The organism is Streptomyces avidinii (genome assembly GCF_014650695.1).
Taxonomy (GTDB): Bacteria; Actinomycetota; Actinomycetes; order Streptomycetales; family Streptomycetaceae; genus Streptomyces; species Streptomyces avidinii.
Genome location: NZ_BMVL01000001.1, coordinates 532,944 through 559,714, shown reverse-complemented (window position 1 = coordinate 559,714; position 26,771 = coordinate 532,944). Strand labels below are relative to the sequence as shown.

At 73.6% G+C, this 26,771-nt stretch carries 29 protein-coding genes; 13 read left to right on the top strand and 16 right to left on the bottom strand.

Annotated elements, in window-relative coordinates; translation table 11 throughout:
* Positions 1-45: 45 nt before the first annotated feature.
* On the top strand, positions 46-1,308 hold the full coding sequence (locus tag IE257_RS02650; protein ID WP_372453022.1) for an MFS transporter: 1,263 nt from the start codon (positions 46-48) through the stop codon (positions 1,306-1,308).
* A 321-nt stretch (positions 1,309-1,629) separates the two neighbouring features.
* Here IE257_RS02650 and IE257_RS02645 read toward each other — a convergent pair whose 3' ends face one another.
* The gene (locus IE257_RS02645; RefSeq protein ID WP_189964082.1) at positions 1,630-1,992 is read right to left on the bottom strand and encodes a cupin domain-containing protein; all 363 of its coding nucleotides are present in this window, start codon (positions 1,990-1,992) and stop codon (positions 1,630-1,632) included.
* Between the two features lie 49 nt (positions 1,993-2,041).
* Between IE257_RS02645 and IE257_RS02640 the strand changes: the two genes are divergently transcribed.
* The gene (locus IE257_RS02640) at positions 2,042-2,866 is read left to right on the top strand and encodes a helix-turn-helix transcriptional regulator (RefSeq protein WP_189964080.1); all 825 of its coding nucleotides are present in this window, start codon (positions 2,042-2,044) and stop codon (positions 2,864-2,866) included.
* A gap of 16 nt (positions 2,867-2,882) precedes the next feature.
* On the opposite strand, the gene IE257_RS02635 is transcribed toward IE257_RS02640, so the two are convergent.
* A complete protein-coding gene (locus IE257_RS02635) occupies positions 2,883-4,250 on the bottom strand; it encodes a carboxyl transferase domain-containing protein (RefSeq protein WP_189964079.1) in 1,368 nt (455 codons plus the stop codon).
* A gap of 213 nt (positions 4,251-4,463) precedes the next feature.
* On the opposite strand from IE257_RS02635, the gene IE257_RS02630 reads away from it, so the two are divergent.
* Positions 4,464-4,679 (top strand): hypothetical protein, encoded by a 216-nt coding sequence (locus tag IE257_RS02630; RefSeq protein WP_189964077.1) that lies wholly within the window; start codon positions 4,464-4,466, stop codon positions 4,677-4,679.
* 235 nt (positions 4,680-4,914) lie between these two features.
* Here the strand turns inward: IE257_RS02630 and IE257_RS02625 are convergent, their stop codons facing one another.
* A complete protein-coding gene (locus tag IE257_RS02625) occupies positions 4,915-5,937 on the bottom strand; it encodes a LysE family transporter (RefSeq protein ID WP_189964075.1) in 1,023 nt (340 codons plus the stop codon).
* Between the two features lie 70 nt (positions 5,938-6,007).
* Here IE257_RS02625 and IE257_RS02620 point away from each other — a divergent pair, with 70 nt between their 5' ends.
* Positions 6,008-6,442 (top strand): Lrp/AsnC family transcriptional regulator, encoded by a 435-nt coding sequence (locus IE257_RS02620; RefSeq protein ID WP_189964073.1) that lies wholly within the window; start codon positions 6,008-6,010, stop codon positions 6,440-6,442.
* A 15-nt stretch (positions 6,443-6,457) separates the two neighbouring features.
* On the opposite strand, the gene IE257_RS02615 is transcribed toward IE257_RS02620, so the two are convergent.
* Together IE257_RS02615 and IE257_RS02610 are read right to left on the bottom strand one after the other, a co-directional pair.
* Positions 6,458-8,116, bottom strand: a complete 1,659-nt coding sequence (locus IE257_RS02615) for a sensor histidine kinase (protein ID WP_189964070.1) — start codon at positions 8,114-8,116, stop codon at positions 6,458-6,460.
* Positions 8,113-9,150, bottom strand: a complete 1,038-nt coding sequence (locus IE257_RS02610) for a rod shape-determining protein (RefSeq protein ID WP_189964068.1) — start codon at positions 9,148-9,150, stop codon at positions 8,113-8,115. The genes IE257_RS02615 and IE257_RS02610 overlap by 4 nt, the downstream gene beginning before the upstream one ends.
* Before the next feature lie 212 nt (positions 9,151-9,362).
* Between IE257_RS02610 and IE257_RS02605 the strand changes: the two genes are divergently transcribed.
* Positions 9,363-10,076, top strand: a complete 714-nt coding sequence (locus IE257_RS02605) for an esterase/lipase family protein (protein ID WP_189964066.1) — start codon at positions 9,363-9,365, stop codon at positions 10,074-10,076.
* Here the strand turns inward: IE257_RS02605 and IE257_RS02600 are convergent.
* The gene (locus tag IE257_RS02600; protein ID WP_189964064.1) at positions 10,073-10,654 is read right to left on the bottom strand and encodes a hypothetical protein; all 582 of its coding nucleotides are present in this window, start codon (positions 10,652-10,654) and stop codon (positions 10,073-10,075) included. The genes IE257_RS02605 and IE257_RS02600 overlap by 4 nt on opposite strands.
* Positions 10,655-10,732: 78 nt before the next feature.
* Here IE257_RS02600 and IE257_RS02595 point away from each other — a divergent pair, with 78 nt between their 5' ends.
* Entirely contained in the window at positions 10,733-11,455 is a 723-nt protein-coding gene (locus IE257_RS02595; protein ID WP_443728822.1) for an SCO2400 family protein, read from the top strand.
* Positions 11,456-11,520: 65 nt separating this feature from the next.
* Here IE257_RS02595 and IE257_RS02590 read toward each other — a convergent pair whose 3' ends face one another.
* A complete protein-coding gene (locus IE257_RS02590) occupies positions 11,521-11,946 on the bottom strand; it encodes a MarR family winged helix-turn-helix transcriptional regulator (protein WP_189964060.1) in 426 nt (141 codons plus the stop codon).
* A gap of 95 nt (positions 11,947-12,041) precedes the next feature.
* Here IE257_RS02590 and IE257_RS02585 point away from each other — a divergent pair, with 95 nt between their 5' ends.
* From IE257_RS02585 to IE257_RS02575, 3 genes are all read left to right on the top strand, one after another.
* Positions 12,042-13,064, top strand: a complete 1,023-nt coding sequence (locus tag IE257_RS02585; RefSeq protein ID WP_189964058.1) for an NADP-dependent oxidoreductase — start codon at positions 12,042-12,044, stop codon at positions 13,062-13,064.
* A 64-nt stretch (positions 13,065-13,128) separates the two neighbouring features.
* Entirely contained in the window at positions 13,129-13,551 is a 423-nt protein-coding gene (locus IE257_RS02580) for an organic hydroperoxide resistance protein (protein ID WP_030657091.1), read from the top strand.
* Positions 13,552-13,616: 65 nt separating this feature from the next.
* Positions 13,617-14,417, top strand: a complete 801-nt coding sequence (locus IE257_RS02575) for an EI24 domain-containing protein (protein ID WP_189964056.1) — start codon at positions 13,617-13,619, stop codon at positions 14,415-14,417.
* A gap of 79 nt (positions 14,418-14,496) precedes the next feature.
* Here IE257_RS02575 and IE257_RS02570 read toward each other — a convergent pair whose 3' ends face one another.
* A complete protein-coding gene (locus tag IE257_RS02570; protein WP_189964054.1) occupies positions 14,497-15,384 on the bottom strand; it encodes an NAD(P)-dependent oxidoreductase in 888 nt (295 codons plus the stop codon).
* A gap of 97 nt (positions 15,385-15,481) precedes the next feature.
* Here IE257_RS02570 and IE257_RS02565 point away from each other — a divergent pair, with 97 nt between their 5' ends.
* On the top strand, positions 15,482-15,817 hold the full coding sequence (locus tag IE257_RS02565; RefSeq protein ID WP_189964052.1) for a winged helix-turn-helix transcriptional regulator: 336 nt from the start codon (positions 15,482-15,484) through the stop codon (positions 15,815-15,817).
* 4 nt (positions 15,818-15,821) lie between these two features.
* Here IE257_RS02565 and IE257_RS02560 read toward each other — a convergent pair whose 3' ends face one another.
* Genes IE257_RS02560 through IE257_RS02550 form a run of 3 tightly spaced genes read right to left on the bottom strand, consistent with a single transcriptional unit; the run spans position 15,822 to position 18,216 of the window.
* The gene (locus IE257_RS02560) at positions 15,822-16,550 is read right to left on the bottom strand and encodes a PaaI family thioesterase (RefSeq protein ID WP_189964050.1); all 729 of its coding nucleotides are present in this window, start codon (positions 16,548-16,550) and stop codon (positions 15,822-15,824) included.
* Positions 16,551-16,592: 42 nt separating this feature from the next.
* Positions 16,593-17,312: a carbon-nitrogen hydrolase family protein gene (locus IE257_RS02555; RefSeq protein ID WP_189964049.1), complete on the bottom strand. Its 720-nt coding sequence runs from the start codon at positions 17,310-17,312 to the stop codon at positions 16,593-16,595.
* 4 nt (positions 17,313-17,316) lie between these two features.
* On the bottom strand, positions 17,317-18,216 hold the full coding sequence (locus IE257_RS02550) for a LysR family transcriptional regulator (protein WP_308277852.1): 900 nt from the start codon (positions 18,214-18,216) through the stop codon (positions 17,317-17,319).
* Positions 18,217-18,274: 58 nt separating this feature from the next.
* Here IE257_RS02550 and IE257_RS02545 point away from each other — a divergent pair, with 58 nt between their 5' ends.
* Positions 18,275-19,075 (top strand): NAD(P)-dependent oxidoreductase, encoded by an 801-nt coding sequence (locus tag IE257_RS02545; RefSeq protein ID WP_189964045.1) that lies wholly within the window; start codon positions 18,275-18,277, stop codon positions 19,073-19,075.
* Here the strand turns inward: IE257_RS02545 and IE257_RS02540 are convergent.
* A complete protein-coding gene (locus IE257_RS02540; RefSeq protein ID WP_189964043.1) occupies positions 19,072-19,653 on the bottom strand; it encodes a TetR/AcrR family transcriptional regulator in 582 nt (193 codons plus the stop codon). The two genes, IE257_RS02545 and IE257_RS02540, sit on opposite strands and share 4 nt — an antisense overlap.
* 152 nt (positions 19,654-19,805) lie before the next feature.
* Here IE257_RS02540 and IE257_RS02535 point away from each other — a divergent pair, with 152 nt between their 5' ends.
* Entirely contained in the window at positions 19,806-22,256 is a 2,451-nt protein-coding gene (locus IE257_RS02535) for a beta-glucosidase family protein (protein WP_189964042.1), read from the top strand.
* A gap of 87 nt (positions 22,257-22,343) precedes the next feature.
* On the opposite strand, the gene IE257_RS02530 is transcribed toward IE257_RS02535, so the two are convergent.
* The gene (locus IE257_RS02530) at positions 22,344-23,243 is read right to left on the bottom strand and encodes an SGNH/GDSL hydrolase family protein (RefSeq protein WP_189964040.1); all 900 of its coding nucleotides are present in this window, start codon (positions 23,241-23,243) and stop codon (positions 22,344-22,346) included.
* Positions 23,244-23,492: 249 nt separating this feature from the next.
* Between IE257_RS02530 and IE257_RS02525 the strand changes: the two genes are divergently transcribed.
* Positions 23,493-23,987 carry a DUF3145 domain-containing protein gene (locus IE257_RS02525; RefSeq protein ID WP_189964038.1) on the top strand — a complete coding sequence of 165 codons (495 nt, stop codon included), beginning with the start codon at positions 23,493-23,495 and terminating at the stop codon, positions 23,985-23,987.
* Between the two features lie 94 nt (positions 23,988-24,081).
* Here the strand turns inward: IE257_RS02525 and IE257_RS02520 are convergent, their stop codons facing one another.
* From IE257_RS02520 to IE257_RS02510, 3 genes are all read right to left on the bottom strand, one after another.
* Positions 24,082-25,362 (bottom strand): beta-ketoacyl-[acyl-carrier-protein] synthase family protein, encoded by a 1,281-nt coding sequence (locus IE257_RS02520; RefSeq protein ID WP_189964036.1) that lies wholly within the window; start codon positions 25,360-25,362, stop codon positions 24,082-24,084.
* Between the two features lie 79 nt (positions 25,363-25,441).
* On the bottom strand, positions 25,442-25,693 hold the full coding sequence (locus tag IE257_RS02515) for an acyl carrier protein (RefSeq protein ID WP_053702965.1): 252 nt from the start codon (positions 25,691-25,693) through the stop codon (positions 25,442-25,444).
* A 57-nt stretch (positions 25,694-25,750) separates the two neighbouring features.
* Complete coding sequence (locus IE257_RS02510) at positions 25,751-26,755, bottom strand: ketoacyl-ACP synthase III (RefSeq protein ID WP_189964034.1); 1,005 nt, start codon at positions 26,753-26,755, stop codon at positions 25,751-25,753.
* Positions 26,756-26,771: the final 16 nt, after the last annotated feature.

Genomic DNA, 26,771 nt, shown 5'->3' with positions numbered 1-26,771 from the left:
GAAAAATCCCCGGGGATGCGGAACGGCCGGTGGTTATCATCCGCTGTGACCCGGACGACCGCCCCACCCCAGCTCTGGCAGCGAATATTCGCCGACCTGACCCCGCTGAGCGCATCCCTCGACTACCGGCGGCTGTGGTTCGGCGGAACCATCTCCTGGGTCGGCCAGGCGATGACCACCCTCGCCATCTCGCTCCAGGTCTACGACATCACCCGCTCCAGCTTCTCGGTCGGGCTCGTCGGACTCTTCTCCCTCGTCCCGCTCGTCGTCTTCGGCCTCTACGGCGGCGCGATCGCCGACACCGTCGACCGGCGCAAGCTCGGCCTCTACAGCTCGATGGGCGCCGCCGCCCTGTCGGTCGCCCTCGCCGTGGCCGCGTTGCTCGGCTTCCACCACGTCTGGTTCCTGTACGCCGTCGTCGCGCTCCAGGCGGTCTGCGGGGCGCTCACCGGACCGGCGCGGTCCGCCATGATCCCGAGGCTGCTCCCGGTCGAGCAGCTGCCCGCCGCCAACGCCCTGAACTCGGTGACCATGACCTTCGGGTCGATGGTCGGCCCGGCCCTCGGCGGGGTCATCGTCACCTTCGCGGGCTACGGGACGGCCTACGTGATCGACGTCGTCACCTTCACCGCCGCGCTCTACGCGATGTGGCGGCTGCCGTCGATGAAGCCCGACCGGGCCGAGGGCGCGCGCGGGAGGGCCTCGGTCCTCGACGGACTGCGCTTCCTCGGCACCCGGCCCAACATCCGGATGACCTTCTTCTCCGACCTGGCGGCCATGGTGCTCGCGCAGCCCCGGGCGCTGTTCCCGGCCATCGCCGGGCTCTGGTTCGGCGGCGGCGCCGGCACCGTCGGCCTGCTGGTCGCCGCGATGGCCGCCGGGGCGCTGCTCGGCGGGCTGTTCTCCGGCTGGCAGGGCCGCATCCGCCGGCACGGGCTGGCGATCCTGCTGGCCGTCGCCGGCTGGGGGCTGGCCGTCGCGGTGTTCGGGCTCACCCGGAACCTGTGGCTCGGCATGTTCTTCCTGGCCCTGGCCGGTTACGCGGACACCGCTTCGATGGTGTTCCGCACGACCATGCTCCAGGCCGCCACCCCCGACGACATGCGGGGCCGCCTGCAGGGCGTCTTCATCATCGTCGTCGCGGGCGGGCCCCGGCTCGGAGACTTCCTCGCCGGGACCACCGCCGACCTGATCTCCCCGACCGTGGCCGTCACGGGCGGCGGGCTGGCCTGCGTACTGGTGCTGGGTCTGCTCGCCCTGCGGTGGCGCAACTTCGCCCGGTACGACGCCCGGTTCCCGCAGGCCTAGCCGCTGGGACCGCTGGGCCTGACGGTGCGTGGGTGGTGGCCGGCCAGCCGGCCGACCGGCCGTGCCTTGCCGCTTGTCGCCTGCCGCTTGTCGCTTGTCGCCTGCCGCCTGCCGCCTGCCGCCTGGCGCTTGTCGCCTGCCGGCGGGGGCGACGGGCGTGCCGGGCCCGGCCGTGACCGGTGGTGCCGGGGCCGGGCGCCGCGCCGGGGCGTCTCCTCGGGCGCCGAGCGTGGCGAGGGGTCGGAGGGTGCGGCGGCAGTGCGTTCGGCGCCCTGCGGGGAGCGCCCCGGCACATACCCGGCCCCGGCGCGGCCGGCCGGGCTACGCGTCCACCGGCTCCCGGGTGCGGTCCCCGCCCTCCGCGCCGGTGTTGGCGGTGCCGGCCGGCTCGAAGAGCAGGATCTGCGCCTCCTCCCGCGCCGCCGGGCAGTGCTCGACCCCGCGCGGGACGATGTACATCTCGCCGGGGCCGAGGACCACGTCCCCGTCGCGCAGGCGGATCGTCAACGTGCCGTCGACCACCAGGAAGAGCTCGTCGGTGTGGTCATGGGTGTGCCAGATGAATTCGCCCTCGATCCGGGCCGCCTTGATCTCGTAGTCGTTGACGCGGGCGATGCGCCGCGGCGCCCACTGCTCGGTGAAACCGGCCAGCTTCTCGGCGATGTTGACCTTGCGTGTCGTCATGCGGACAGCCTGGTGGCCCGCCCGCGGACCGGTCTTGTACGTTCCTGACATGGCCGTGATACGTCCGCGCAGCACCGTCCGGGCCTGGCAGCCGTCGGTGCCCGGGATCGCGGAGGTCTTCCACGCCCGGTTCACCGAGCACGCGTACCCGGCCCACGTGCACGACACCTGGGCGCTGATGATCCTCGACGGCGGGCGGGTGGACTTCGCCCTCGACGGGGAACGACACGGCTTCGGGGTGTCGGACGCGGTGATCCTGCTGCCGCCCGGGGTGGCCCACGACGGGCGGACCGTGACCGAGGCGGGCTTCCGCAAGCGCGTGCTGTACCTGGACACCTCGGTGCTGCCGGAGCGGCTCACCGGAGCCGCCGTGGACACCCCGCTGCTGGCCGATCCGGCGCTGCGGGAGCGCGTGCACGGGCTGCACCTGGCGCTCGCGGAGCGGGACCCGGACCCCTTGGAGGCGCAGTCGCGGCTCGCCTTCGTACGGGAGCGGCTGCACCGGCGGCTGGCCGGGCGCGCGGTCGCCGGGGCGGGGGCGGGGGCGGCGGCCGCGGTGGTCGCCGTACGGCTGCGCGAGCTGCTCGACGCACGGGTGGCCGAGGGGATCACCCTGGAGGAGGCCTCGGCCGAGCTCGGGCACCTGCACCCCACGCACCTGATCCGGAGCTTCCGGGCGACCTACGGTCTACCGCCGCACGCGTATCTGACCGCGCGGCGGGTGGCGTTGGCGAGGAGGTTGCTGCTGGCAGGGGTGCGGCCGGCCGAAGCGGCGGTGGCCGCGGGCTTCTACGACCAGGCGCATCTGACCCGGCACTTCGGGCGGCACGTGGGGATCAGCCCGGCGCGGTTCGCGCGATCCGGCCGGTTGTGAAGGGAAGTCGCGATCCCTAGGAGTAGTGGCCGGGCGGGACGATGCCGCGTGCCACTCCCAGGGCCACCAGGTCCTGGGGGCGGATGCGCAGTTGGTCCGCCGTGGCCGGGGCGGCCTCCGGCGGGCGCTTGAGGATGGCCGCCGCCAGCTCGGGGGCGATCACCGAGAAGTAGCTGTCCGGGGTGACCCAGGTGTTCCCCGGAGCGGCCAGCGCCAGGGCGCCGCCCGAGCCGCCCTCGCCGATCAGCAGGGTGGTGACGGGGACGGTGGCCGCGGCGAGCGCCGCGAAGCTGTCCGCGATGGCCGCGCCCGCCCCGGCGTGTTCGGCGGCGGCGTCGTTGGCCGCGCCCGGGGTGTCGACCAGGGTGAGGACGGGGATGCCGAGCCGGTCGGCGAGGCGCACGACGCGGGCGGCCGTACGGTAGCCCGCCGGGCGGGTGGCGGTGCCGCACTGGGCGGCGTAGGCGACGGCCCGGCCCTCGCGCAGTCCGAACCCGCACAGCATGCCGGGGTCGGTGCCGCCCGCCCGGTCCCCCGAGAGCGGCAGGCGGAGCTCGAAGTACGCGTCCAGGTACGCGGCGGCGCGCGGCCGGTCGGGGTGACGGGCCTGCAGGACGGCGTCCCAGCCGGTCCGCGGCGGTGCTGCGGCGGCCAGCGCCGCGGGCGGCTGGACCGGCCCGGCGGGGCGGGGCGCGGCCAGCACGCGGAGCCAGCCGGCGAGGGTCCCCGGCAGCTCGGCAGCGTCCACGACGGCGTCCACGTGCCCGGCGGCGTACTGGCCCTCGGCGGAATAGGCCGCCGGGTCCGCGTCGGCCGGGCGCACCCGGGACCCGGCGAAGCCGACCTGGGCCCCGGGGAGCGCGAGGACGACATCGGCCCCGGCCCCGAGGGTGGCCCAGCCGCCGCCCGTGGTCGGATCGCGCAGGACGGCGAGCTGGGGGAGCCCCGCGGCCCGGGTCAGGACGCACTGACGGGCCACCCGCTGGAGCTGAGTCAGCGCGAGCATGCCCTCCTGCATGCGGGAGCCGCCGGTGGCGATGAGCGAGACGAGGGGGAGCCGGTGCTCGCGGGCGTGGGTGTACGCGGCTTCGAGCCGGTCCCCGGTGCGCCGGCCCAACGAGCCGCCGAGGAAGCCGAACTCGAAGGAGATGACGGCGGTTTCGTGACCGCCGATGAGGGCGGTCCCGGTGACCACGGACTCCTGCTCGCCGGTGCGGGCGGCGGCGCGGGCGCGGGAGTCCGCGTAACCGGTCCACTCCAGCGGGCCGTCGGGTCCGTCGGGTCCGTCGGCCGGGGACTCCCGCCGGGGGGCGGGGAGTTCGGTGAAGCTGCCGGGGTCGGTCACGGAGGCGATGGCCGCGCGGGCCGAGAGGCGAGTCGTCACGGGGTCACACTAGAAGGTTCCCGTCGATCGGGCCGGGTGGTCAGGGGGAGGAGGGGCAGGGGGAGCAGGGCCGCGGTGAAGGGGAGGGCGCCGAGCGGCCGCAGGTCGTGGGCCGGCAGTGCTGGTGGCCGTGCCCGGCAGCACCATGACGGGGCGCCAGGGGCCGGCCCGGCGCTGGAGGGCGAGGCGGATCAGGAGTCGGACGAGGCCGACGTGGAAGGGCATCGGGCCGACGGTGCAGACGGCGGGCAGCACTTCCGGGTGGCTCCGGATCTGCTCGAAGAGCCGTGCCATTTCCGGGCGGTCGGTGGCGCGGAAGCCGACGACGAGGTCGATGGCGGCCCGGGCGACGACCGCCAGGGCGCCGGTCAGGCCGAGGAGGGTGGCGGCGCGGACACCCAGGCGGGCCGCTCCGAGGGGGTCCGGTGAGCCGGCGCAGGCCGGGACGGGCCCGGGCCGTGGTCGGGGTCGAGGTCGCTGAGCCGGATGACGCCGTAGGCCGGCATGCAGGGGGGGAGCGGCGGCGAAGGCGGCCCGGGTGGGGCCTCCCGGCGGTGCCCCAGGGGTTGATCGGCCATGTACTGATCATTCGAGCCGGGGGGTCGGCCCGTATCCGGCATGTCCCCGAGGCTTCCCCGAGCCCGCCCCGACCGGCTCCGGAGCCTCACCCGAGGGTCGGCAGCGGGAAGGCGATCTTGAGGGCGTAGGCGGCGACCAGCCCGTAACCGAGGCGGAAGGTCCAGATGCGGGCGCGGTCCGGGACACGGGCACCGGCGAGGGCGCCGAGCGCCACGAGCGACTGCTGCCAGAGGAGGGAGGCGGCGCCGACGCCGAGGAGGAACGCGGCCCCGGCCGGGCCGGTGCGCAGGGTGGCGCCCTGGGCGGTGGTGAGGGCGGCGAAGTAGAGGGCGGTGGTGGGGTTGAGAGCGGTCAGGCCGACGTACCGGGCGAAGACCCTGCCCGGCCGGGCAGGGCCCGCCGGGCCCGCCGGGGCGGCCGGGGCGGCTGAGGAGGCGGGGGAACCAGAGCCGTCCGGGGTGCCCGGGGCGCCCGGGGTGGCCGATGTGGTGGGGGTGCCCGAGGCGGCCGGGGAAGCGGGGGAGGCCGGGGCGGCAGCGGGCGCCCGGTCCCGCCCGGGCAGGCCCGACGGCGCCAGGTCCGCCGGGGAGCCCGGGACGGCCGCAGAGCCCAGGGTGCCCGAGGCGGCCGCAGAGCCCAGGGTGCCCGAGGCGGCCGGGCCGGTAGAAGCCCCCGAGGCGGCCGCGGAGCCTGAGGTGCCCGGGCCGGCCGCGGAGCCCGAGGTGCCCGGGACGGTCGAGGTGCCCGGGACGGCAACAGGGCCCGAGGTGCCCGGGCCCGCCGAAGTGCCCGGGGAGCCTGCGGCGGCACGGGTGGAGGAGGTGGCGCCCCGGAGGCCATGGGCCGCGATGGCCAGGAGGATCACCGCCGAGGCCAGCCGGACCCAGGCCTCGACGGGGGAGATGTGGGAGGCCGCCCAGGGGCCGACCGCGGTGGCGAGAGCCGCGTAGCCGAGGTCGACCGCCGCGATCCCCGCGGCGGCGGCCACGGCCGTGCGGCGCTCGCGCATGGCCTCCTGGAGCAGCAGCACGCTCATCGCCCCCATGGGCATCGCCACGCCCAGACCCGCGGCCGCGCCCGCGAGCGCCGGTGTCATCAGTTCGCTCATGGGGGCGAGGTTCGACCCGACCGCCCAGGGGATGAGCACGAATACCGGCCCCGGCTGCGAGAATCGCGGTATGGACCGCCTCGACAGGGAAATCCTCGGCATCCTCCAGCAGGATGCGCGGATCTCGTACCGGGACCTGGGGGTCCGCGTCGGCCTCAGCGCCAACGCCACCGCCGACCGGGTGCGACGGATGCGCCGCGAGGGGGTGATCCGCGCCTTCACCACGATCGTGGACCCGGCCGCCGACACCGGCGGCGGACTCGTCGTCTTCATCGACGTCACCCTGCGCCAGGACACCACCAACGAGGAGTTCGAACGGCAGGTCGCAAAGCTCCCCGGGATCACCGAGGTCGTGCACGTCACCGGCGAGCACGACTACCTCGTCCGCGCCCGGGCCGCCGACCCCGCGGCCCTCGACGGGCTGCTCCGCCGGCTGAAACGGGAGGCGGGGGTGGCCCAGTCCAACACCCGGATCGCGCTGCGCGCGGCCACTCGCCCGGCCTGATCGGCAGGGAACCCCCTACAGCGCCGACTCCCAGGTCATCGTCGTGCCGCGCGCGCCCGACTCGGTCCGGCCGTCGTCCGCCACCGTCAGCCGGACCCGGGACGGCTCCGCGTCCACCTGCACGTCGATGAAGGTGACCTCACTGCGCCGGTGCGCCGCGGCCAGGGCGCCGCGCAGCGCCGCGAGCAGATCGCCCGCCACCGGGTCCGGCAGCAGGGCGTCCACCGCGCCCCCGAAGTGCACCGACGGCTGGAAGCCGAGCACGGCCGCCGCCCCGCCCGTCTCGCGCAGCACCCGGCCCCGGAAGGTCGTCGGGGCGTCGGTCGGCGGCTGCTGGAGGGCGAAGATGGCCGTCCGGACCTCCTGGATCGTGGAGTCCAGCTCGTCCACGGCCCGGCGGAGCTCGTCGCCCACGGTGTCCCCGGACGGGGCGTTCGCGGCCCGCCGCCGGGTGCTCTCCAGCATCATCTCGGTGGCGAAGAGCCGCTGGACCACCAGGTCGTGCAGGTCCCGGGCGATCCGGTCGCGGTCCTCGTACACGGCCAGCTGCTCCCGGTCGTGCTGGGCGTCCGCCAGTACGAGGGCCAGCGCAGCCTGCGAGGCGAACTGCGAGGCGAGCAGCCGGTCCACCGCGTCGTACGCGGGGCCGCCGCGGGCGCGCGGCAGGGCCAGGGTGCCGATCAGCTGGCCGCCGCTCTGCAGCGGGAGCATCATGCTCGGCCCGAACCGCTCCCGGACGTGCGTGGTCATCCGGGGGTCGGTCGCCGAGTCGTCGATGAAGACGGGTTCGCCGCCGAGGAGTTGTTCCAGTACCGGCGAACCGGGGGCGATCGCGGTCCCCACCAGGTCCCCGGGGTCCCCCTGCGTGGAGGCGGCCACGATCTCCATGCCGCCCTCGGGGGTCGGCTGGAGCACCACTCCGGCCGCGGCGTCCGCCAGCAGCCGGGCCCGTTCGGCCACGCAGCGCAGGGCGTCCGCGGCCGGGCGTCCGGCGAGCAGGGCCGTGGTGACGGCGGCGGCGCCGTCGATCCAGCGCTCCCGTCGGCGCGCGGTCTCGTAGAGCCGGGCGTTGCCGATCGCTATGCCGGCCTGCGAGGCCAGGACGCGCAGCAGCGCGAGGTCCTCGTCCGTGAAGGGGCCGCCGCCGCGCTTCTCGGTGAGGTAGAGATTGCCGAAGACTTCCGTGTGCACCCGGATCGGGACGCCCAGGAGGCTGCCCATGGGCGGGTGGCCCGGAGGGAAACCTGCGGCCCGGGGGTCCTGGGCGACATCGTCCAGGAGCAGCGGGCGCGGGTCGCTGACGAGGATTCCGAGCACCCCGGCGCGCGCGTCCGGCAGGTGCGGGATCGCGGCCCGCTGCTCCTCGGTCAGCCCGGCCGTGAACAGCTGGGTCAGCAGGACGCGCTCGGGGTCGACGACCCCGAGCGCTCCGTACCGGGCCCCGCACAGCTCGGTCGCCGACTCCACGATGTGCTGGAGGGTGCTGTGCAGCTCCAGCTCGGACCCGACGTTGAGGACGGCTTCCAGCAGCACCGGAAGGCGCGCCGCCTCCTCGTCGGGCCGGTCGGCCCGGTCGGGCACCGCGTCGGCCCGGTCGGGCACCGCGTCGGCCCGGTCGGGCACCGCGTCGGGCCGGCCGGGCCTCGCGTCGGGCTCGTGCCCGGCGTTCGTCATTCGGCCAGGGGGTTGAGGACCATCGGGGCGATCTTCCCTTCGAGCATCGCGCCGAGACCGAGTACGGCGCACACGTCCGGCCGTTCCGCGATGGCGACGGGCATTCCGGTGGCGTCCCGCAGCATCTGGTCCAGGCCCGGCAGCAGGGCGCTGCCACCCACCATCATGATCCCCCGGTCGGTCAGATCGGCCACGAGGTCCGGCGGGCAGTCCCGCAGCACCTTGCCGATGCCGTCGAGGACGGCGGTCAGCGGGGTGTAGATCGCGTCCCGTACGGCGGCGGTGTCCACCTGCACGGAACGGGCCAGGCCGGTGGCCACGTCGCGGCCGTGGATCAGGGTGGAGGTCGGGCCGCCGACGGTGAGGCCGTTGCCGTGGAGGGCCAGCTGGAGCGGCCGGACCGCCTGGCTGGGCAGCATCAGCTCGTGCGCGTGGCGCAGGTGCTGGACGACTGCGTGGTCGATGGCCTCGCCGCCGACCGGGATCCGCTGGGCGGTGACGATCGAGCCGAGGGAGAGGACGGCCACCTGGGTGGCCGCGGCCCCGCACACCATGATCATCGTCGCGGTCGGCTGCTCCACGGGCAGTCCGCAGCCGACGGCCGCCGCGATCAGGGTGTCGACCAGTTCGACGCGCCGGGCGCCGAGCCCGACGAGGGTCTCCACGGTGGCCCGCTGGGCGAGCGGGTCCGCGTCGTGCGGGGTGCAGGCGGCGGCCCGCAGTCGCGGCTTGCGGCGCAGGGCGCGCCGCAGCTTCTCGCCGAGGAGGTGACGCAGCATCCGCTGGGCCATCTCGATGTCGACGACGGTGCCGCCGGAGACGGGGCGCACGACCCGGATGTAGTCGGGCGTGCGGCCGGTCATCCGTTCGGCGAAGGAGCCGACGGCGATGAGTGCACCGGTGCGCGTGTTGACCGCGGCGACGCTGGGTTCGTCGACCACGAGGCCGGCGCCCTTGACGTACACGCGGGTCCTTGCCGCCCCCAGGTCGACGGCGACGTGGCAGCGGCGCAACTGCTCAAGACTGACGGTCACGGCAGATCCTCCCGAGAGCGCTGACGCAAGAGGACCGACGGAAATGTCGGTCACTTTTCATATCATCGCGGGCAATTCGGGCTAATGGCCCGTTGGGATGCTCCGGCCGGGGGGTGCGTCGCGGCTGCATGGGGGTGGATTTCTGTACCGACAGGCAGCACCATGCCCGCACCGCACGCGCTACTCACGCGTAACAAGGTAAAGGGGACTCGATGCTGACGGCCCGACAGGGACCGCTGCCGCTTCGCGCGCTCCCGGCACTCCTGGCACTCCTGACCCTCTGTCTCGCTCTGCCCGCGGGCGCCCCGGCCCACGCCGCCGACCGGGCGGCCGCCCGGAACCCGGTGGTCTTCGTGCACGGCTACAACGCCGACCCGGGCGTCTGGGGAGCCCTGCGCGGTGACCTGCGTGCCGCCGGGTACGCCGATGCCGAGCTCTTCTCCTTCGGCTACGACACCCACCTGTCCGTCAACGAGGTCCTCGCCGGGCGGCTCGGTGCCTACGTCGACCAGGTCCGCCGGGAGACCGGCGCCGCCAAGGTCGACGTCGTCGCACACTCCTTCGGCTCCCTGGTGAGCCGCTGGTACGTGAAGTTCGGCGGCGGCGGGGCCACCGTGGACCGCTGGGTCTCGCTGGCCGGACCCAACCGCGGCACCTCCACCGCCTGGGCCTGCGCCCTGTGGGACCAGGCCTGCCGCGACATGACCCCCGGGTCGTACGTCATGAGGAACCTGAACGGCGGGGACGAGACCCCGGGTGCGGTGAAGTACGCGACCTTCTGGTCCAACTGCGACGAGATCGTCAACCCCGACGACAGCGTTCCGCTCACCGGAGCCGCCAACACACCGGTCGGCTGCCTGAAGCACAACGACCTGCTCGGCGACGACACGACCTCGGCGGCGGTCCGCGCCTTCCTCGCCTCCTAGGCCGTGGCACCGCCCGCCCCGGTCTGCCCGTCGAGGGAGAAGCGCTGGAGCAGGCCGTACGTGAACTCCGCCACGCAGGGCCGGCCCCGTACGGCGAAGGCCAGGCGCCAGCGGGTCGGCGCGGTCCCCTCCATCGGGCGGACCGGAGCGAAGGCCCGCGCGACCTCGTCCACCGTCGCCGACCAGGGCCGCAGGTCGTCCGGCGACTCCAGTACGGGCCCCCGCGCGCCCGGGGCCCGTACCAGCCACTCGTTCCACACCGCCCCGTCCGGCGCGGCCAGCACCTCGAAGCGCAGGTCCGGCCAGAGCGGCAGCGGCCACAGCAGCGCCTCGCACTCCAGATCGCCGATCGTGCGCCGCTCGGCCGACTCCGGCGGGCCGAGCACCGAGCGGTACCGCGCCAGGGCCCCGCGGGAGCGGGGCGAGCGGACCATCGCCTGCCAGTGCTTGTTCGCCTCCCGCTGGTCCGCGAGCGAGGCGCCCAGCCGGCGGCGGGCCTCGTCGGCGAGGTCCGGCTGGAAGTCGGCCATCCGCCGCAACAGCACCAACTGGAATGCGCTCGGCCCGAAAGATGTCATGCCGGAAACGATTCCACACAGGATCCTTACGTTCTCGGGATCCGGATGTTGCCGCAGACCACGTAGCCTCTGGGCGCCATGAACTACTGCCACGCATGCCGGAGGCACCTCAACGGCGCACTGGCGTGCGCCGGATGCGGAACGCCCGCCGAGTACCTGATACCCGCCCCGTCCGCTGCACTGCCGGGCGCTGCGCCAGGCGCCGCGGCCCCGCCCCGGGCGATGCCGACCGAGCTCTCCGAGGTGTTCGCGGACTCCCTCGTCGTGCTGTCGGCCCCGAACGAGCGGCGCGCCGGTGCGCGCCGCCGGGTCACGCACCGGCGCCGCCGCCGGACCGTGCTGACCCTTGCGCTCGGCGCGCTGATCGCGGTCGGGGGCTCGATGGCGGTGGCCCGCATGGCCGCCGACGGGGAGCGCTCCGACCGCGCCGCGAACGTGGTGCTGACCGACGACGGGCCGCAGCAGCCCGCTCCGCTGCCGGACGCGCCGACGCCCGGGGCGCCCACGGGCTCCGTGAGGGCCACGGCGAAGGCCACCGCCGTCAGTGCCACGAAGGCGGCCGGGGTCGGCGGGCCCTCCGGGGGCGTCACGCAGCCGGGTCCGAGCTCGTCCGCTCCCGCGCCCGCGACATCGGGCCCTGCCTCCCGTACCCCCGGCCCGGGGTCTTCCGTACAGGGAGGCGCCTCGGGGAAGCCGTCGCAGAGCGCCACCGCGAGCACGCAGGCACCGCCGCTTCCGCCGTCCCCGTCGCCGAGCCCCTCGCCGACGAAGGACTGCTGGATCTTCTGCGGCTGGTTCTAGGCCGTCTCTTTCGGATCTTGCCGGGCTCGGCCGACAAGATCCGAAAGAGACGGCCCAGGCCGCGCCTACTCGCTCAGCATCCGCCTGAGCAGGTCCCGCAGGGCCGTGCGTTCCTCCGCGGACAGGCCCGCCAGCGGTTCGCGTGCGAAGTCCAGGGACTCGCGCAGCCGCTCGGCGGTCAGCGTGCCCTCCTCGGTGGGGGCGGCCAGTTTCACCCGGCGGTCGGCCGGATCCGGGCGGCGTTCGACCAGGCCGCGGGTCTCCAGGCGGTCGACGATGCCGGTCACGTTCGAGGGCTCGCACCGCAGCTTCAGCGCGATGCGCCGCATCGGCATGGGTTCCAGCGAGAGCATGTTCAGCACCTTGGCCTGGGCACCGGTGAGCTGGTGGCTGGCGGCCGCGTGCTCGTACTCCATGTGGTACCTGGCCACGACGTCGCCGATGAGCTCGACGACTTCGATGGTCACTGGGTCTACGCGACGACTGGGCATGGAACCAGCGTACCCATTTACTTGACAACATGAAATATCTAGGCGCATGGTTGTTTCACCTAGTGAAGCAATTTCGTTCTGACCAGGAGCGCCGCATGTCCCAGATCCCCGCCGTCAGCCGCGAGTGGCACCTCGTCCGTCGCCCGCAGGGCTGGCCCGTCGCCGAGGACTTCGCCCTGCGCGAGGTGCCCGTGTCCGCCGAGCCCGCAGCCGGCCGGATCCTCGTGCGCAACCTGCACATGTCCGTGGACCCGTACATGCGCGGTCGCATGAACGACGTGAAGTCGTACATCCCGCCGTTCCAGCTGGACGAGCCGATGCAGGGCGGCGCGGTCGGCGAGATCGTGGCCTCCTCCGCCGAGGGCTTCGCCGTCGGGGACCACGTCCTGCACCACCTCGGCTGGCGCGAGTACGCGGACCTCGACGCCGCGCACGCCACCAAGGTGGACGGCTCACTCGCCCCGCTCTCCGCCTACCTCGGCGTCCTCGGCATGCCCGGCCTGACCGCTTACGCCGGTCTCTTCGAGGTCGCCTCCTTCAAGGAGGGCGACTCCGTCTTCGTCTCCGGCGCCGCCGGTGCGGTCGGCAGCCTCGTCGGCCAGTTCGCGAAGATCAAGGGTGCCTCCCGGGTGATCGGCTCCGCCGGCTCGGACGACAAGGTGACGCTGCTCACGGAGAAGTACGGCTTCGACGCCGCCTTCAACTACAAGAACGGCCCCGTCGCCGAGCAGCTGCCGGCCGCGGCCCCCGAGGGCATCGACGTGTACTTCGACAACGTCGGCGGTGACCACCTGGAGGCCGCCATCTCCTCGATGAAGGTGAACGGCCGGGCCACCCTCTGCGGCGCGATCGCCGGCTACAACGACACCGAGGCCGCCCCCGGTCCGCGCAACCTGATGCAGGTCATCGGCAAGCGCCTGCGCCTGCAGGGCATCCTCGTCAACGACCACGCCGGACTGCAGCAGCAGTTCGTCCAGGACGTCGCCGGATGGCTGCGTTCCGGTGAACTGCGCTACGACGAGACGGTCGTCGAGGGCGTCGAGAACGCGACCTCCGCCTTCCTCGGCATGCTCCGCGGTGAGAACACCGGAAAGATGATCGTTTCCTTCACCGGCTAGGCTCACTGCACACCGTCGTGATCGTGGGCGCGAGTCACGGCGATTACCAGGAGGATTTTCCTTTATGTCCATCCAGCAGTCCGACGTCGCCTACACCGCTGTCGCCACCGCGGAGAACGGCCGTGACGGTCGTGTCGCGACCAACGACGGCCAGCTCGACGTCGTCGTGAACCCGCCGAAGGAGCTCGGTGGCAGCGGCGCCGGTACCAACCCGGAGCAGCTGTTCGCCGCCGGCTACAGCGCCTGCTTCCAGGGTGCCCTGGGCGTCGTCGCGAAGAACGTGAACGCCGACATATCCGGCTCCACGGTCACCGCCGAGGTCGGTATCGGCAAGAACGACGAGGGCTTCGGTCTGATCGTCAAGATCTCGGCCGTGATCCCGAACGTGGACGCCGCCACCGCCAAGGAGCTCATCGAGAAGGCCCACGAGGTCTGCCCGTACTCCAAGGCCACCCGCGGCAACATCACCGTCGAGCTCGCCGTCTGATCGGGCGCTCGCAGCGCGAAGGCCGCACCCCGACCGGGGTGCGGCCTTCGCCGTAAACTGGCCCCATGCGTGATCTTGCGGGGGGCTTCCGGTATCTGCTGGCCGGACAGCGATGGGTGTTCCGGCACGGCCGGTGGCTGGGCTTCGGGCTGCTGCCCGGGCTCGTGGCGTTCGTCCTCTACGCCGGCGCCCTGATCGGGCTCGGCTACGGCGCCGACGACCTGACCGCCTGGGCCACCCCCTTCGCCGACGGCTGGTCCTCGCCGTGGCTCGCGCTCTTCCGCGGCTTCCTGACCACCCTGCTCTTCGGCCTCGGGCTCTTCGTCGCGGTGATCACCTTCACCGCCGTGACCCTGCTGATCGGCCAGCCGTTCTACGAGTCCCTCTCGGAGCAGGTCGACCGCAGCGAGGGCGGCGAGGTCCCCGAGTCCGGGCTCCCGCTCTGGCTGGAGCTGTGGGTCTCGGCCCGGGACAGCATCAAGGTGCTCGCGCGGGTGCTGCTGTACGGGATCCTGCTGTTCGCCCTCGGGTTCATCCCGGTGATAGGGCAGACCGTGATCCCGGTGCTCGGGTTCTGCGTCTCCGGGTACTTCCTCACCCAGGAGCTCACCGCCGTGGCCCTCCAGCGGCGCAAGATGGAGCTGCCCGACCGGCTGGCGCTGATGCGCTCGCGGCGGATGCTGGTGCTGGGCTTCGGGGTGCCGCTGGTGCTGGCTTTCCTGGTGCCGCTCGTCGCGGTGTTCCTGATGCCGGGAGCGGTGGCCGGGGCCACCCTCATGGCGCGCGACCTCCTGCGGACCGACGAGGCTCCGGCTGCCGAAACCACCCCCGCGGGTTTCGGACCGCCGCCGCCCGCGTACTCGTGACCGTCGGGCCGCGGCCCGTGCTCCGGCCCTGACCCGTGCTCCGGCCCTGACCCGTGCTCCGGCCACGGGCCCCGGCCGGCTACCGCTTGAGCAGCAGGATGGCCCCCGTGGTGTCCTCCCCGCCGTGCGCGGCCGGGTCCGCGGCCAGCCGGCGCCGCAGCAGGTCCACGTACGGGGAGACCAGTTCGGTGCTGACGCCCTGCTCCTCGGCGGTGCGCAGCATGGTGCCGCTGCCCGCGACCTGCATGGCCAGGTTGGACACCACCCCCGAGGTGAAGTCCCCCGAGGTCAGCCGCTCGGCCGCGTTGCCGACGAAGAAGCCCATCGCGCCGAGCCACTCGGACAGCAGCGGAGCCAGGTCCTTCGGGGCGATGTCCTCCCCCTCGGTCAGCGCGTAGGCATGCGAGATGCCGGCGAACATCCCCCACATCGCGCTGAGCAGCGCCACGTCGTGCAGGGCGGCGTGCCCGGGGTTCTCGCCGACGAATCGGGCCCCGGCCGGGACCTCCAGGACGGCCCGGTGGGCGTCGAAGAGTGCGCGCGAACCGCTGTGGAAGACGTACCCGCCGGTCTCGGGGACGCCGATCATCGTCGGCGTGGCCATGATCCCGCCGTCCAGGTAGCGGGCGCCGCGCTCCTCGGCCCAGACGGCCCGGGCGCGCGCCTCGGCGGGGGTGCCGGTGGTGAGGTTGACGAGGTCCTTGCCGGCCAGGTCGATGCCGTCCAGGGCGGCGCCGACGCTGGCGTCGTCCAGCAGGCAGACGACGACCAGCCGGTTCGCGGCGACGGCCGCGGCCGCGCTCGGGGCGGCGACGGCCCCTTCGGCGGCCAGCACCCCGGCCTTGGCGGGGGTGCGGTTCCAGACGGTCAGGGGGTGTCCGGCTGCGAGCCAGGTGCGGGCGAGGGCGGTGCCCATGTCGCCCAGGCCGAGGAGGGTGAGGGAACTCTGCGGTGTGGTGTCGGTCATGACGATTAGCCTGGTGGCAGGCGTGGAAGCGCTCAAGTACGCACTTCGGAGTGGGTGGTTACCCCGGGGTGAGCGAGCAGGTGGGGAGGGGTGTGCGATGGCGGTGACACGAAGGCCCGGTGCGGACCACTGCGGGATCGCGGCGGCGATGTCCGTGATCGACGGCAAATGGAAGGTGTCGCTCCTGTGGGAGCTCGATCAGCGCCCGCGCCGGTTCGGTGAACTGCGCAGGCTCGTCCCGGGCGTGTCCGAGAAGGTGCTCGCCGCCCAGCTGCGCGAGCTGGAGAACGACGGCATCGTGCACCGCGAGGTGTACGACGAGGTTCCGCCGCGCGTCGAGTACTCCCTGACCCCGCTGGGCCAGGACCTGAACGCGGCCCTGGAGCCCCTCGGGACGTGGGGCAGCAAGCACCTCCTGCCCGATTCCGCGTGAGCCGTCACGGGCGCGGGCGCGGCTCCACCCACAGCGCCTCGCCGACGGCGCACAGTTCGCCGTCGGCCGTGGCCAGGGCCGTGCCCACGGTGTACTTGCGGCCCGAGGCCGACAGCATCCAGGCGTACGAGACGAGCCCCTCGCCCACCGGTACCGGCCGCAGCAGCCGGGCACCGAGCGCTGCGGTGACCGCACCGGCCCCGCGGCCGTCGAGCAGCCGGCCGGCCGCGTTCCCGGGGCAGTCCAGCGCGCCCCACACCAGCTCGGGCGGCAGCAGCCCGTCCGCGCCGCCCAGTTCGGGCGCGGGGGTCCACGCGGCGGCGACCAGCTCGCGGCCCGGCACCGCACCGCAGTGCAGGCGCAGCCCGGTGGCGGGCGTGCGGTCCAGGCCGCAGCCGAAGCAGTCGGCCTGACCCTCCGGCGGGTCCGCCCGGAAGGCTTCGGCGGCCGCCACGGCACGGTCCCAGGAGGGGGCTTCGGGGGAGTCCGTGCGGGGCGCTTCGGCCGGGCTCGCCACGGCCAGCAGCAGCTCGCCGTCCGTCAGCTCGCAGCCGCCGTCCGCGGTCGCGGCGAGCCGGACCGGAGCCCCGGTCGGCACGGGCCGCCGGAAGTCCACCCGTACGCTCTTCGCCGCGGCGCGGGCGGCCAGTACGCCCGCCACGTAGCCGCCGAAGGCCACCCCCGGGTATCCGTGGAGGCGTTCCGGCACCGTGATCGTCTCGAAGTCGCTCATGGCGCCCACCTCATCACACCGGGGCCGTCACGACCGGGGCCGTCACGACCGGGCCGTCCCGACCGAGGCCGTCACCACCGAGGGCGTACGGTCGTCCGCCTCCGCCAGCAGGGCCCCGCCCGGGGCCCACACGGCCGCCCGGCCGCAGCCGGTCCACGGGCCCGCCGGGCCGACGTGGTTGGCGAGGACCACGTACAGCCCGTGTTCCCGCGCGATCCCGGGATGGACGGTGGCACGCTCGTGGATCCCGTCGCCCGTCCCGTACAGGGAGCTCGACAGGTGGACCCGGCAGCCGTCGGCCGCGCCCCGGCCGGGCAGGTCGGGGAAGTGGTTGTCGTAGCAGACGCCCAGGGAGAAGCGGATCCCGCCGAGTTCGAAGCGCCCGTCCCCCTCGCCCGGCCGGAAGAGATCCTGCTCGTGCCGGTACAGGTGCTGCTTCGCGTACGTCGTCACGTGCGCGCCGTCCGCGTCGTGGACCAGCGTCGCGAGCGCAGGGCGCGGGCCGTCGGTGGGCAGGGCGACGTTCACCGCGGTGGCGATCCCGGCGGAGCGCAGCGGATCCAGCCGGGGGTCGTCGGCGGCCGTCCACAGGCCCGGGTCGGCGGCCAGCGCGGCGAGCTCGTACCCGGTCAGCGCGAGCTCGGGGAACACCACCAGCTCGGCACCCTGTTCACGGGCCCGGGCGGCGAGGTCCGCGGCCCGGGCGACATTGGCCCGTACATCGGCGGGGGTACAGGTCAGCTGCGCGGCGGCAATCTTCACGCGGTCAGGATGCCAGCCCGGCCGCGGCCTCCTTCAGCAGGGCCAGGAAGGCGAGGGCGGCGGGGGAGGGGGCGATCCCGCGCGGGGTGGCGGCGTAGACCCGGCGGCGCGGGGTGTCGTCCGGATGCAGGGGGACGAGCGCGAGGTCGGCCCGGGTCGAGGAGGCGGCGAGCGCCGGAACCAGGGTGACGCCGAGCCCGGCCGCCACGAAGCCCTGCTTGGCGATCCAGTCGGCGGCGACGAAACCGGTCCGGGGGCGGAAGCCGCCGGCCAGCGCGGAGTGCATGAGGGTCTCCTCGGGCCGGGTGTCCGCCGCGATCCACTCCTCGTCGGCCAGTTCGGCCAGCCGTACGTCGGTGCGCCCGGCGAGCCGGTGGCCGCTCGGCAGGGCCACGTACATCCGCTCGTCGAGCAGGTGGTGCGGGGTGCAGCCGCCGGGCGGCTCCGCGGAGGTGTCCGCGACGACGGCGACGTCGAGGTCCCCGGCGGCGAGCAGGGCCAGGTGCTTGGCGGAGGGGCCCTCGGTACGGGTGACGGCCACGCCGGGGTGGCGGGCCCGGAAGGCGGCCAGCGCACGGGGCAGCAGCGCGGCGTCGACGGTGGAGATGGCGCCGATGCGCAGCCGGCCGGCGCCGAGGGTGCGCAGCGCGTCGAGTTCGGCGCGGGCGGTGCGCAGCCGCTCACCGACGGCCTCGGCATGCGGGAGCAGGATCCGGCCGGCCTCGGTCAGCCGGACCCCGCGGGGGAGGCGGTCGAAGAGCGGGGTCCCCCACTCGTCCTCCAGGGTCTGGATCTGCCGGGAGACCGCGGACTGGGTGTAGCCGAGGGAGCTGGCGGCGGCGGTGAAGGAGGCCAGGCGGGCCACACGTAGGAAGACCTCGTACAGACTGTGCGAAGTGGGCATGGAAGCCATGCTAGACATTCGCTTGTCGCATGGGTCGGCCCCACCTAGCGTCGGAGGCATGGACACAGCACTGAAGATCGCGTTCCTCGGCCTCGGTCGGATGGGCGCCCCGATGGCCCGTCACCTGCTGTCCCGGGGGTACGAGCTGACGGTCTGGAACCGGACGCCGGAGCATGCGCGGCCGCTGGAGGCGGCCGGTGCGGTGGTCGCCGCCACGCCCGGCGCGGCCGTGCGCGGTGCGGACCTAGTCGTCACGATGCTGGCCGATCCGGCGGCCCTGCGGGCCGTTGCGGAGAGCGTGCTGCCCGCGCTGCGGCCGGGCGTCCACTGGATCGACACGTCGACCGTCGGGCCGGAGGCGGTACGGGAGCTCGCGGGGCGGCTGCCGGCGGGGGTGGCGCTGACCGACGCGCCCGTGATGGGCAGTGTGGACCGGGCTGCCACGGGGGAGTTGTGGGTGCTGGCCGGCGGTGCCCCGCTGCCGTCCCGGGTGGGGGAGGTGCTCGACGTCCTGGGCGAGGTCACCGACTGCGGGCCGCTGGGCTCGGGCGCGGCGCTGAAGCTGGTGCTGATCAACGCTGCGGTCGGCTGGGTGGCCCTGGTGGCCGAGGCCCTGAGGCTGGGTGAGGCCATGGGCCTGCCGGAGGAACTGGTCCGAGGCCGACTGGCCCGCGGGCCGCTGGCGGGCGCGGTGGCCCGCGCGTACGCCGACACCTCGAACTTCCCGGTGGCTCTCGCCGCGAAGGACGTGGCCCTGGCCACCGCCCACGCGCCGCTGCCGGTCCTGGAGGCGGTGCACACCGTACTGACGTCCCGTCCGGAACTCGCCGACCGGGACCTGTCCGGCATCCGCCGCTAGGCCGTTTCCCCCGGCCCCCGCAGCAGCGTCAGGAACGAGCGGAAGGCGGCGGGCATGTCCACCGATTCGGGGGCCAGCAGCCACTGGTACTGGAGGCCGTCCATGACCGCCGTCAGCAGCGGGGCCGCCTGCTCCGGGGTGAGCCCCGAGGGGAGGCGGTCGCCGAACTCGGCGCGCAGTACCGCCGCCATCTCCGAGCGGACCTGGGCGTAGCGCTCGGTGAAGAACTCCCGGGCCGGGTGCCCGTCGGTGACGCTCTCGCCCAGCAGTGCCGAGAAGGTCTGCACGATGCCCGGGCGCATGGCGTTGTACTCGACCAGCGAGGCGAGCAGGTCCAGGCGCCAGGTGTCGGCCGCGGAGCGCGAGCCACCGCCCGTGTCCCAGCGGTCGCGCTCCTCCAGCACCGCGACCAGCAGGGCCTCCTTGGTCGGGAAGTAGTGCAGCAGCCCCTGCTGGGTCAGGCCCACGCGTTCGGCGACGGTGGCCAGGGACGCTCCCCGGTAGCCGCGCTCCGCGATGACCTCGACGGCGGCGCGGACGATCTCCCCGCGGCGCTCCTCGCTCCTCGCCCTGACCATCTCCCCGGCACCCCTTCCGTTCAGGCCCTGCTCACAGGACCGTACGGCATCCAAATATCACGAACAGATTACGAACCCTACCGTTCAACAGGCAACAGGTCCACGATGGGGGCACCGCACCGAGCAACCGCACTCAACGAGGAGGCACGGCCGTGACCGATGCCGATCAGGTCCGCGAGCAGTCACGCAACGACGCCGTCGAGGCGGCGCTGGGCAAACTGGATCTCGACACCAAGACCCGGCTCCTGGCCGGCCGGGACATGTGGTCCCTGCCCGCCGTCCCCGCGATCGGGCTGGAGTCCCTGGTCATGTCCGACGGCCCCATCGGGGTCCGCGGCGTGCGCTGGACCGCGGACGACCCGTCCATCGCCCTGCCGTCCCCGACCGCGCTCGCCGCCGCCTGGGACCCGGAGCTCGCCCGCCGAGCCGGCCGGCTCCTCGCCCAGGAGGCCCGCCGCAAGGGCGTCCACGTCCTCCTCGCACCCACCGTCAACCTGCACCGCTCCCCGCTCGGCGGCCGGCACTTCGAGTGCTACTCCGAGGACCCGTACCTCACCGGCGCCATCGGCTCCGGCTACGTGAACGGCGTCCAGGACGGCGGGGTCGGCACCACCGTCAAGCACTACGTGGGCAACGACGCCGAGACCGACCGGTTCACCGTCGACAGCGTCATCGCCCCGCGCCCGCTGCGCGAGCTGTACCTCGCGCCCTTCGAGGCCATCGTCGCCAATGCCCACCCCTGGGGCATCATGACCGCCTACAACCAGGTCAACGGCACGACCATGACGGAGCACCAGTACCTGGTCAACGAGGTCCTGCGCGCCGAGTGGGGCTTCGACGGCTGCAACGTCTCCGACTGGATGGCCGCCCGCTCCACCACCGGCGACATCCGGGGCGGCATGGACGTGGCCATGCCCGGCCCCACCACCGTCTACGGCCCCGCCCTCGCCGAGGCCGTCCGGGCCGGGGAGGTCCCCGAGTCCGCCGTGGACGAGGCCGTGCGCAACGTCCTGCGCCTCGCCGCCCGCGTCGGCGTCCTGGAGGGCGCCCCCGCCGCCGTGGAGAGCGCCCCGGCCCCGATCGACGGCCAGGCGCTGGCCCGCGAGCTCGCCGCCCGCGGCTTCGTCCTGGTCCGGAACGAGGGGGCGCTGCCGCTCGACGCCACCGCCGGCCGCACCGTGGCCCTCGCGGGCGCCGCCGCCCGCGACGCCCGGGTCCTCGGCGGGGGCAGCGCCACCGTCTTCCCCGAGCGGATCGTCTCCCCGCTCGACGGCCTCACGGCGGCCCTGCCCGACGGCGCCCTCACCTTCAGCGTCGGCGCCGACCCCTCCGACGAACTCACCCCCGCCGGTCAGGGCTTCGAGCTGCACGCCGTCTGCCGCGACGCCTCCGGCGCCGTCCTCGGCGAGGGCGGCCTGCCGTCCGGCCAGGTCCAGTGGATCGGCGACGACCTGCCCGCGGGGGTCACGTACGAGACCATGGCGAGCATCGAGGTGCGCGGTACGTTCGTGCCGCGCGAGAGCGGCCGGCACGCCTTCGGCACCCGCGGACTCGGCGCCTTCGCCCTCGCCGTCGGCGGCGAGAGCCTGTGGAGCGGCGTCCAGGAGATGGGCAACGAGGCCGACCCCTTCGAGGCCTTCTTCGGTGCTCCCAACGAGCGGGCCCGCGTCACCCTCACCGAGGGCGAGCCCGTCGAGGTGTCACTGACCTTCCAGGTCCCCGACATGACCGCGCTGCCGCTCCGGGCGATCATGTTCTCGCTGCTCCACCTCGGCCCGCGGCGCGACGCCGACGAGCTGATCGCCGAGGCCGTGGCCGCGGCCCGCGAGGCCGACACCGCCGTCGTGGTCGTCGCCACCACCGAGCGCTTGGAGTCCGAGGGCTTCGACCGGCAGAACCTCACCCTCCCCGGCCGCCAGGACGACCTGGTGCGCGCCGTCGCCGCCGTCAACCCGAACACGGTGGTCGTCGTCAACGCGGGCTCCCCGGTGGAGCTCCCGTGGCGCGAGGACGTCGCCGCCGTCCTGCTGACCTGGTTCCCCGGGCAGGAGGGCGGGGCCGCGCTGGCCGACGTACTCCTCGGCGACGCGGAGCCGGGCGGGCGGCTGCCCACCACCTGGCCCGCGAGGTTCTCGGACGCGCCCGTCACCGAGGTGGTCCCCACCGACGGGCGACTGGAGTACCGCGAGGGGCTCTTCATCGGCTACCGGGCGTACGAGAAGCACGGCGTGACCCCGGCCTACCCCTTCGGGCACGGCCTCGGCTACACCGAGTGGACCTACGAGTCCCTGGAGGCCACCGCCGACACGGTCCGGGTCCGCCTCACCAACACCGGCGCCCGGCCCGGCCGCGAGGTCGTCCAGGTCTACCTGGCGCCCGCGCAGGACACCGCGGAGCGCCCGGCGAGCTGGCTGGCCGCCTTCGCGGGCGTCGTGGCGAGCCCCGGCGAGAGCGTCGAGACCGAGATCCCGCTGCCCGCCCGGGCCTTCGAGATCTGGGACGAGGAGGCCCGCGGCTGGCGGCGGATCGGCGGCGCCTACGAGGTCCGCGTGAGCCACTCGCACGGTGACACCCGGCTGACCGCGACGCTCGACATCGCGTGACACACGGTATGGCCGGAAATCACCCCTGAGAACCGGTCCGGGGGCGGGCCCTGACACCCGCCCCCGGACCCCTCCCGTACCGGAGCGTCAACGTGGCGGCTCGGCCGCCGTCACCTGGCGGTGCGCCAGTTCCGCGAGCCGCGCCTGCCCGTCCTTGCCCGGATGGAACCAGTCCCAGCGGCTCAACTGATCCGCCGCGAAGGGGTACTGGAACACCGCGCCGCCGTCGTAGCGGCACAGGGAATCCTTTCCGCAGACCTCGCGCAGCACCTCGTTGTACTCCACCACCCGCGCCCGCACCTGCTCGCGCCGGGCCGTCGCCCCCGTGGCCGCCGACAGCGGATCGGCCAGCATGGACTGGCAGATGCCCAGCTTCCAGACCTGCCGCACCATCGGCAGGTCCTTGCCCTGCTCCCACAGCCGTTGCAGGTCCGGCACGCTGGAGACGTACACCTGGGAGGCGGGTGAGGCGGCCCGCAGCTCCGCGAGCGCCTTCTCGAATCCGGCCCGGAAATCCGCCACCGGGGTCATCGACGAAGCCGTGGGCCGGCAGGCGTCGTTCGAGCCCACCATCACTGTGACCAGGTCGGGCTTGTGCACGGCGGCCCCCGCCAGCTGGGCCGGCAGGTCCGCCATCCGCGAGCCGGTCACCGCGTAGTTCCAGCTCCGGGCGGGCGCCTCGGCGTCCCCGAGCAGCCGCGCGGCGAGGGAGCGGACCGCCGGGTCGTTCCCGGTGGCCCAGGAGACCTCCGGGCAGTCGGCCAGCACCGAACAGGCGTCGAACCCGCGCGTGATGGAGTCGCCCACGGCCGCGATCGACGCGGGCGCCGTGTTCCAGCGCGGTGCGCTCTGTGCCCCGCGCTCCCCGCCCTGCTCGGCCGACCCGCCCGAGCTGCACCCGGTGGCCGCCCCGGCCAGCAGCACGACCGCCGTGCCCGCGCCCGCGAGAGTCCGGCGCGCGCGGCGGCGCGGAGCGGTGGTGCGCATGGGAAGGGACCCTCCTTGTCGCCCCCGTGTCGTTCGGGGGGTCCTGCTGAGTGAAAGCTCTGTGTTTACCGGGTTCGGAGCGACCGTACGTCACACCATGACCCCTGGCGCACGGTAGCTTTTTCCCGTGGCGTTTCGGCCGCAGGTCCCGTAGCGCAATGTCAAATAATTTCCGTTACATTACATCACGTCACATACTGTCCGTTTTCTGGAGTTTATTCCCGACCTCGTCCCACACTGGAGGTCCCGGTGACGACACGTGGAGTTCTGTACGTGCATTCCGCACCGCGCGCGCTCTGCCCGCACGTGGAATGGGCTGTTGCAGGGGTGCTCGGGGTGCGGGTGAACCTCGACTGGATCAGACAGCCCGCCTCCCCCGGCACCTGGAGAGCGGAGTTCTCCTGGCAGGCCGAAGCGGGCACCGCCTCGAAGCTCGCCTCCGCGCTGCGCGGCTGGCACCTGCTGCGTTTCGAGGTGACCGCGGAACCGTGCCCGAACGCCGAGGGCGAGCGCTACAGCTCCACCCCGGAGCTCGGCATCTTCCACGCCGTCACCGGACTGCACGGCGACATCCTGATCCCGGAGGACCGGCTGCGCGCCGCCCTCGCCCGGTCCGCGCGCGGCGAGACCGACCTGGAGGCGGAGATCGCCAAACTGCTCGGCAAGCCGTGGGACGACGAACTGGAGCCCTTCCGCTACGCGGGCGAGGGCGCCCCGGTCCGCTGGCTCCACCAGGTGGTCTGAGCCCGGTCCGGGCCGCCCGGCCCCGCACCGCAGCAGACACGAGAAGGGCCCACCCGGATGCACCGGGTGGGCCCTTCCCATGACTGCCGCGCGGTTACTGGACCGTGCGGAAGGCCAGGGTCACGTTGTGACCGCCGAAGCCGAAGGAGTTGTTGATCGCGGAGATCGGGCCGTCGGCCGGCAGCTTGCGCGGCTCGCCGACGATGATGTCCGCGTCGATGTCCTCGTCGAGGTCGTCGACGTTGATCGTCGGCGGGGCCAGCCGGTTGTACAGCGCCAGCACGGTCGCGACGGTCTCGATACCGCCCGCGCCGCCCAGCAGGTGACCGGTCATCGACTTGGTCGCGGAGATCGCGATGTGGTCGAGGTCGTCGCCCAGCACCTTGCGCAGGGCCTTCAGCTCGGCCGTGTCACCCTGCGGGGTGGACGTGGCGTGCGCGTTCAGGTGGACCAGCTCGGCCGGGTCCAGACCCGTGTTGTCGAGCAGGTTCTGCACCGCGGCCGCGACACCGCGGCCGGTCGGCTCCGGCTGCGCGATGTGGTGGCTGTCCGCGGACAGGCCCTGGCCCAGCACCTCGCAGTAGACCCGGGCGCCGCGCGCGGCGGCGTGCTCGGCGGACTCCAGGATGACGACGCCCGCGCCCTCGCCCAGTACGAAGCCGTCACGGGCCTTGTCGTACGGGCGGGAAGCCTGCTCGGGGTTCTCGTTGTTCTTGGACATCGCCATCATGTTGGCGAACGCGGCGATCGGCAGCGGGTGGATCGCCGCCTCGGTGCCGCCGGCCACGACCACGTCGGCACGGCCGGTACGGATCATCTCGACGGCGTAGCCGATGGCCTCGGCGCCGGACGCGCAGGCGCTGACCGGAGTGTGCACGCCCGCCTGGGCGTTGACCTCCAGGCCGACGTTGGCGGACGGGCCGTTCGGCATGAGCATGGGGACGGTGTGCGGGGAGACCCTGCGTACGCCCTTGTCCTTCAGTACGTCGTACTGGTCGAGCAGGGTGGTGACACCGCCGATACCGGAGGCGATCACGGTGCCCAGACGCTCGGGCGCGACGAACGCGCCCTCTTCCGTCTCTTCGCCGGCCGGGGTGGTGTAGCCGGCGTCGGCCCACGCCTCGCGGGCCGCGATGACGGCGAACTGCGCCGAGCGGTCCAGCTTGCGGGCCAGCGGCCGGGGCAGGACTTCACTCGGGTCGACGGCGGCCCGAGCGGCGATGCGTACCGGGAGTTCGGCGAAGCGCTCGCCCTCCAGGGGCTTGACGCCGGAACGGCCGGCAAGCAGACCTTCCCAGGTCGAAGCGCTGTCGCCACCCAGCGGAGTGGTTGCGCCGATACCGGTGACGACCACGGTGCGATTGGTCGGGCTCACAGGAATTCTTTCTCCACGTCTCAGGGGGTGCTGAATTGTCACGGCGCCACCGCCAGGTGGCGACAAACGCTCGTCAGGCTCAGGCGGCCTGGTGCTTCAGGATGTACTCGGCGGCGTCGCCGACCGTCTTGAGGTTCTTGACGTCCTCGTCCGGGATCTTGACGTCGAAGCGCTCTTCGGCGGCGACGACGACCTCGACCATGGAGAGCGAGTCGACGTCCAGGTCGTCGGTGAAGGACTTCTCGATCGCGACGTCCTCGGTGGGGATACCGGCGATCTCGTTGACGATCTCCGCGAGACCCTCGACGATCTCTTCCTGCGTGGCGGCCATGTGGCGCTCCTTCTATAGCTGACTGGGGTGGAACAGGGTGGGATGTGGATCCCGGCCCTAGGGGAGGGTAACGACCGTCGCGGCGTAGACGAGTCCCGCCCCGAAGCCGATGACGAGCGCGGTGTCGCCGCTCTTCGCCGCTCCGGTCGCCAGGAGCCGCTCCATAGCGAGCGGAATCGAGGCGGCCGAGGTGTTGCCGGTGGTCTCCACGTCACGGGCGACCGTGACGTGCTCCGGCAGCTTCAGAGTCTTCACCATCGAGTCGATGATCCGCATGTTCGCCTGGTGCGGAATGAAGACGTCCAGGTCATCCGCGGTGATCCCGGCGGCGTCGAGCGCCTGCTGGGCCACCTTGGCCATCTCGAAGACGGCCCAGCGGAAGACCGCCTGACCCTCCTGGGTGATGGCCGGGAACTTCTCGCCGCCGTCCTTGCCGAGGTACTCGTCCCACGGCACGGTCTGCTTGATCGTCTCGGACTTGTCGCCCTCCGAACCCCACACCGTGGGGCCGATGGCCGGCTCGTCCGAGGGACCGACGACCACGGCGCCGGCGCCGTCACCGAACAGGAAGGCCGTCGCGCGGTCCTCCAGGTCGGTCAGGTCCGAGAGCCGCTCCACGCCGATGACGAGGACGTACTCCGCGGAACCCTCGACCACCAGACCCTTGGCGAGGGTCAGGCCGTAGCCGAATCCGGCACAGCCGGCGGAGATGTCGAAGGCGGCGGGCCTGCCCGCGCCGATCCGGTGCGCGATCTCGGTCGCGATCGCCGGAGTCTGCTTGAAGTGCGAGACCGTCGAGACGATCACGGCACCGATCTGCTCCGGGGCGACACCGGCGTCGGCCAGCGCCTTCCCCGAGGCCTCCACCGACATCGCGGCGACGGTCTCCTGGGGCGAGGCCCAGTGCCGGGTCGCGATGCCGGAGCGGGAGCGGATCCACTCGTCGGACGAGTCGATGGTCTCGAGGATGACCTCGTTGGGCACCACACGGGTCGGGCGGTAGCCGCCAACACCGAGGATGCGGGCGTAAGGGGAGCCCTTGGCCGGCTTGATCTTGGACATGCTGTGTGGGCTCCTT

Coding starts and splice junctions, on each gene's coding strand:
- IE257_RS02645 (WP_189964082.1), bottom strand. CDS start 1,992: ATGACGACACGCAAGGTCAACATCGCCGAGAAGCTGGCCGGTTTCACC.
- IE257_RS02640 (WP_189964080.1), top strand. CDS start 2,042: ATGGCCGTGATACGTCCGCGCAGCACCGTCCGGGCCTGGCAGCCGTCG.
- IE257_RS02625 (WP_189964075.1), bottom strand. CDS start 5,937: ATGAGCGAACTGATGACACCGGCGCTCGCGGGCGCGGCCGCGGGTCTG.
- IE257_RS02620 (WP_189964073.1), top strand. CDS start 6,008: ATGGACCGCCTCGACAGGGAAATCCTCGGCATCCTCCAGCAGGATGCG.
- IE257_RS02615 (WP_189964070.1), bottom strand. CDS start 8,116: ATGACGAACGCCGGGCACGAGCCCGACGCGAGGCCCGGCCGGCCCGAC.
- IE257_RS02605 (WP_189964066.1), top strand. CDS start 9,363: ATGCTGACGGCCCGACAGGGACCGCTGCCGCTTCGCGCGCTCCCGGCA.
- IE257_RS02600 (WP_189964064.1), bottom strand. CDS start 10,654: ATGACATCTTTCGGGCCGAGCGCATTCCAGTTGGTGCTGTTGCGGCGG.
- IE257_RS02595 (WP_443728822.1), top strand. CDS start 10,733: ATGAACTACTGCCACGCATGCCGGAGGCACCTCAACGGCGCACTGGCG.
- IE257_RS02590 (WP_189964060.1), bottom strand. CDS start 11,946: ATGCCCAGTCGTCGCGTAGACCCAGTGACCATCGAAGTCGTCGAGCTC.
- IE257_RS02585 (WP_189964058.1), top strand. CDS start 12,042: ATGTCCCAGATCCCCGCCGTCAGCCGCGAGTGGCACCTCGTCCGTCGC.
- IE257_RS02580 (WP_030657091.1), top strand. CDS start 13,129: ATGTCCATCCAGCAGTCCGACGTCGCCTACACCGCTGTCGCCACCGCG.
- IE257_RS02575 (WP_189964056.1), top strand. CDS start 13,617: ATGCGTGATCTTGCGGGGGGCTTCCGGTATCTGCTGGCCGGACAGCGA.
- IE257_RS02570 (WP_189964054.1), bottom strand. CDS start 15,384: ATGACCGACACCACACCGCAGAGTTCCCTCACCCTCCTCGGCCTGGGC.
- IE257_RS02565 (WP_189964052.1), top strand. CDS start 15,482: ATGGCGGTGACACGAAGGCCCGGTGCGGACCACTGCGGGATCGCGGCG.
- IE257_RS02560 (WP_189964050.1), bottom strand. CDS start 16,550: ATGAGCGACTTCGAGACGATCACGGTGCCGGAACGCCTCCACGGATAC.
- IE257_RS02550 (WP_308277852.1), bottom strand. CDS start 18,216: ATGCCCACTTCGCACAGTCTGTACGAGGTCTTCCTACGTGTGGCCCGC.
- IE257_RS02545 (WP_189964045.1), top strand. CDS start 18,275: ATGGACACAGCACTGAAGATCGCGTTCCTCGGCCTCGGTCGGATGGGC.
- IE257_RS02540 (WP_189964043.1), bottom strand. CDS start 19,653: ATGGTCAGGGCGAGGAGCGAGGAGCGCCGCGGGGAGATCGTCCGCGCC.
- IE257_RS02530 (WP_189964040.1), bottom strand. CDS start 23,243: ATGCGCACCACCGCTCCGCGCCGCCGCGCGCGCCGGACTCTCGCGGGC.
- IE257_RS02515 (WP_053702965.1), bottom strand. CDS start 25,693: ATGGCCGCCACGCAGGAAGAGATCGTCGAGGGTCTCGCGGAGATCGTC.
- IE257_RS02510 (WP_189964034.1), bottom strand. CDS start 26,755: ATGTCCAAGATCAAGCCGGCCAAGGGCTCCCCTTACGCCCGCATCCTC.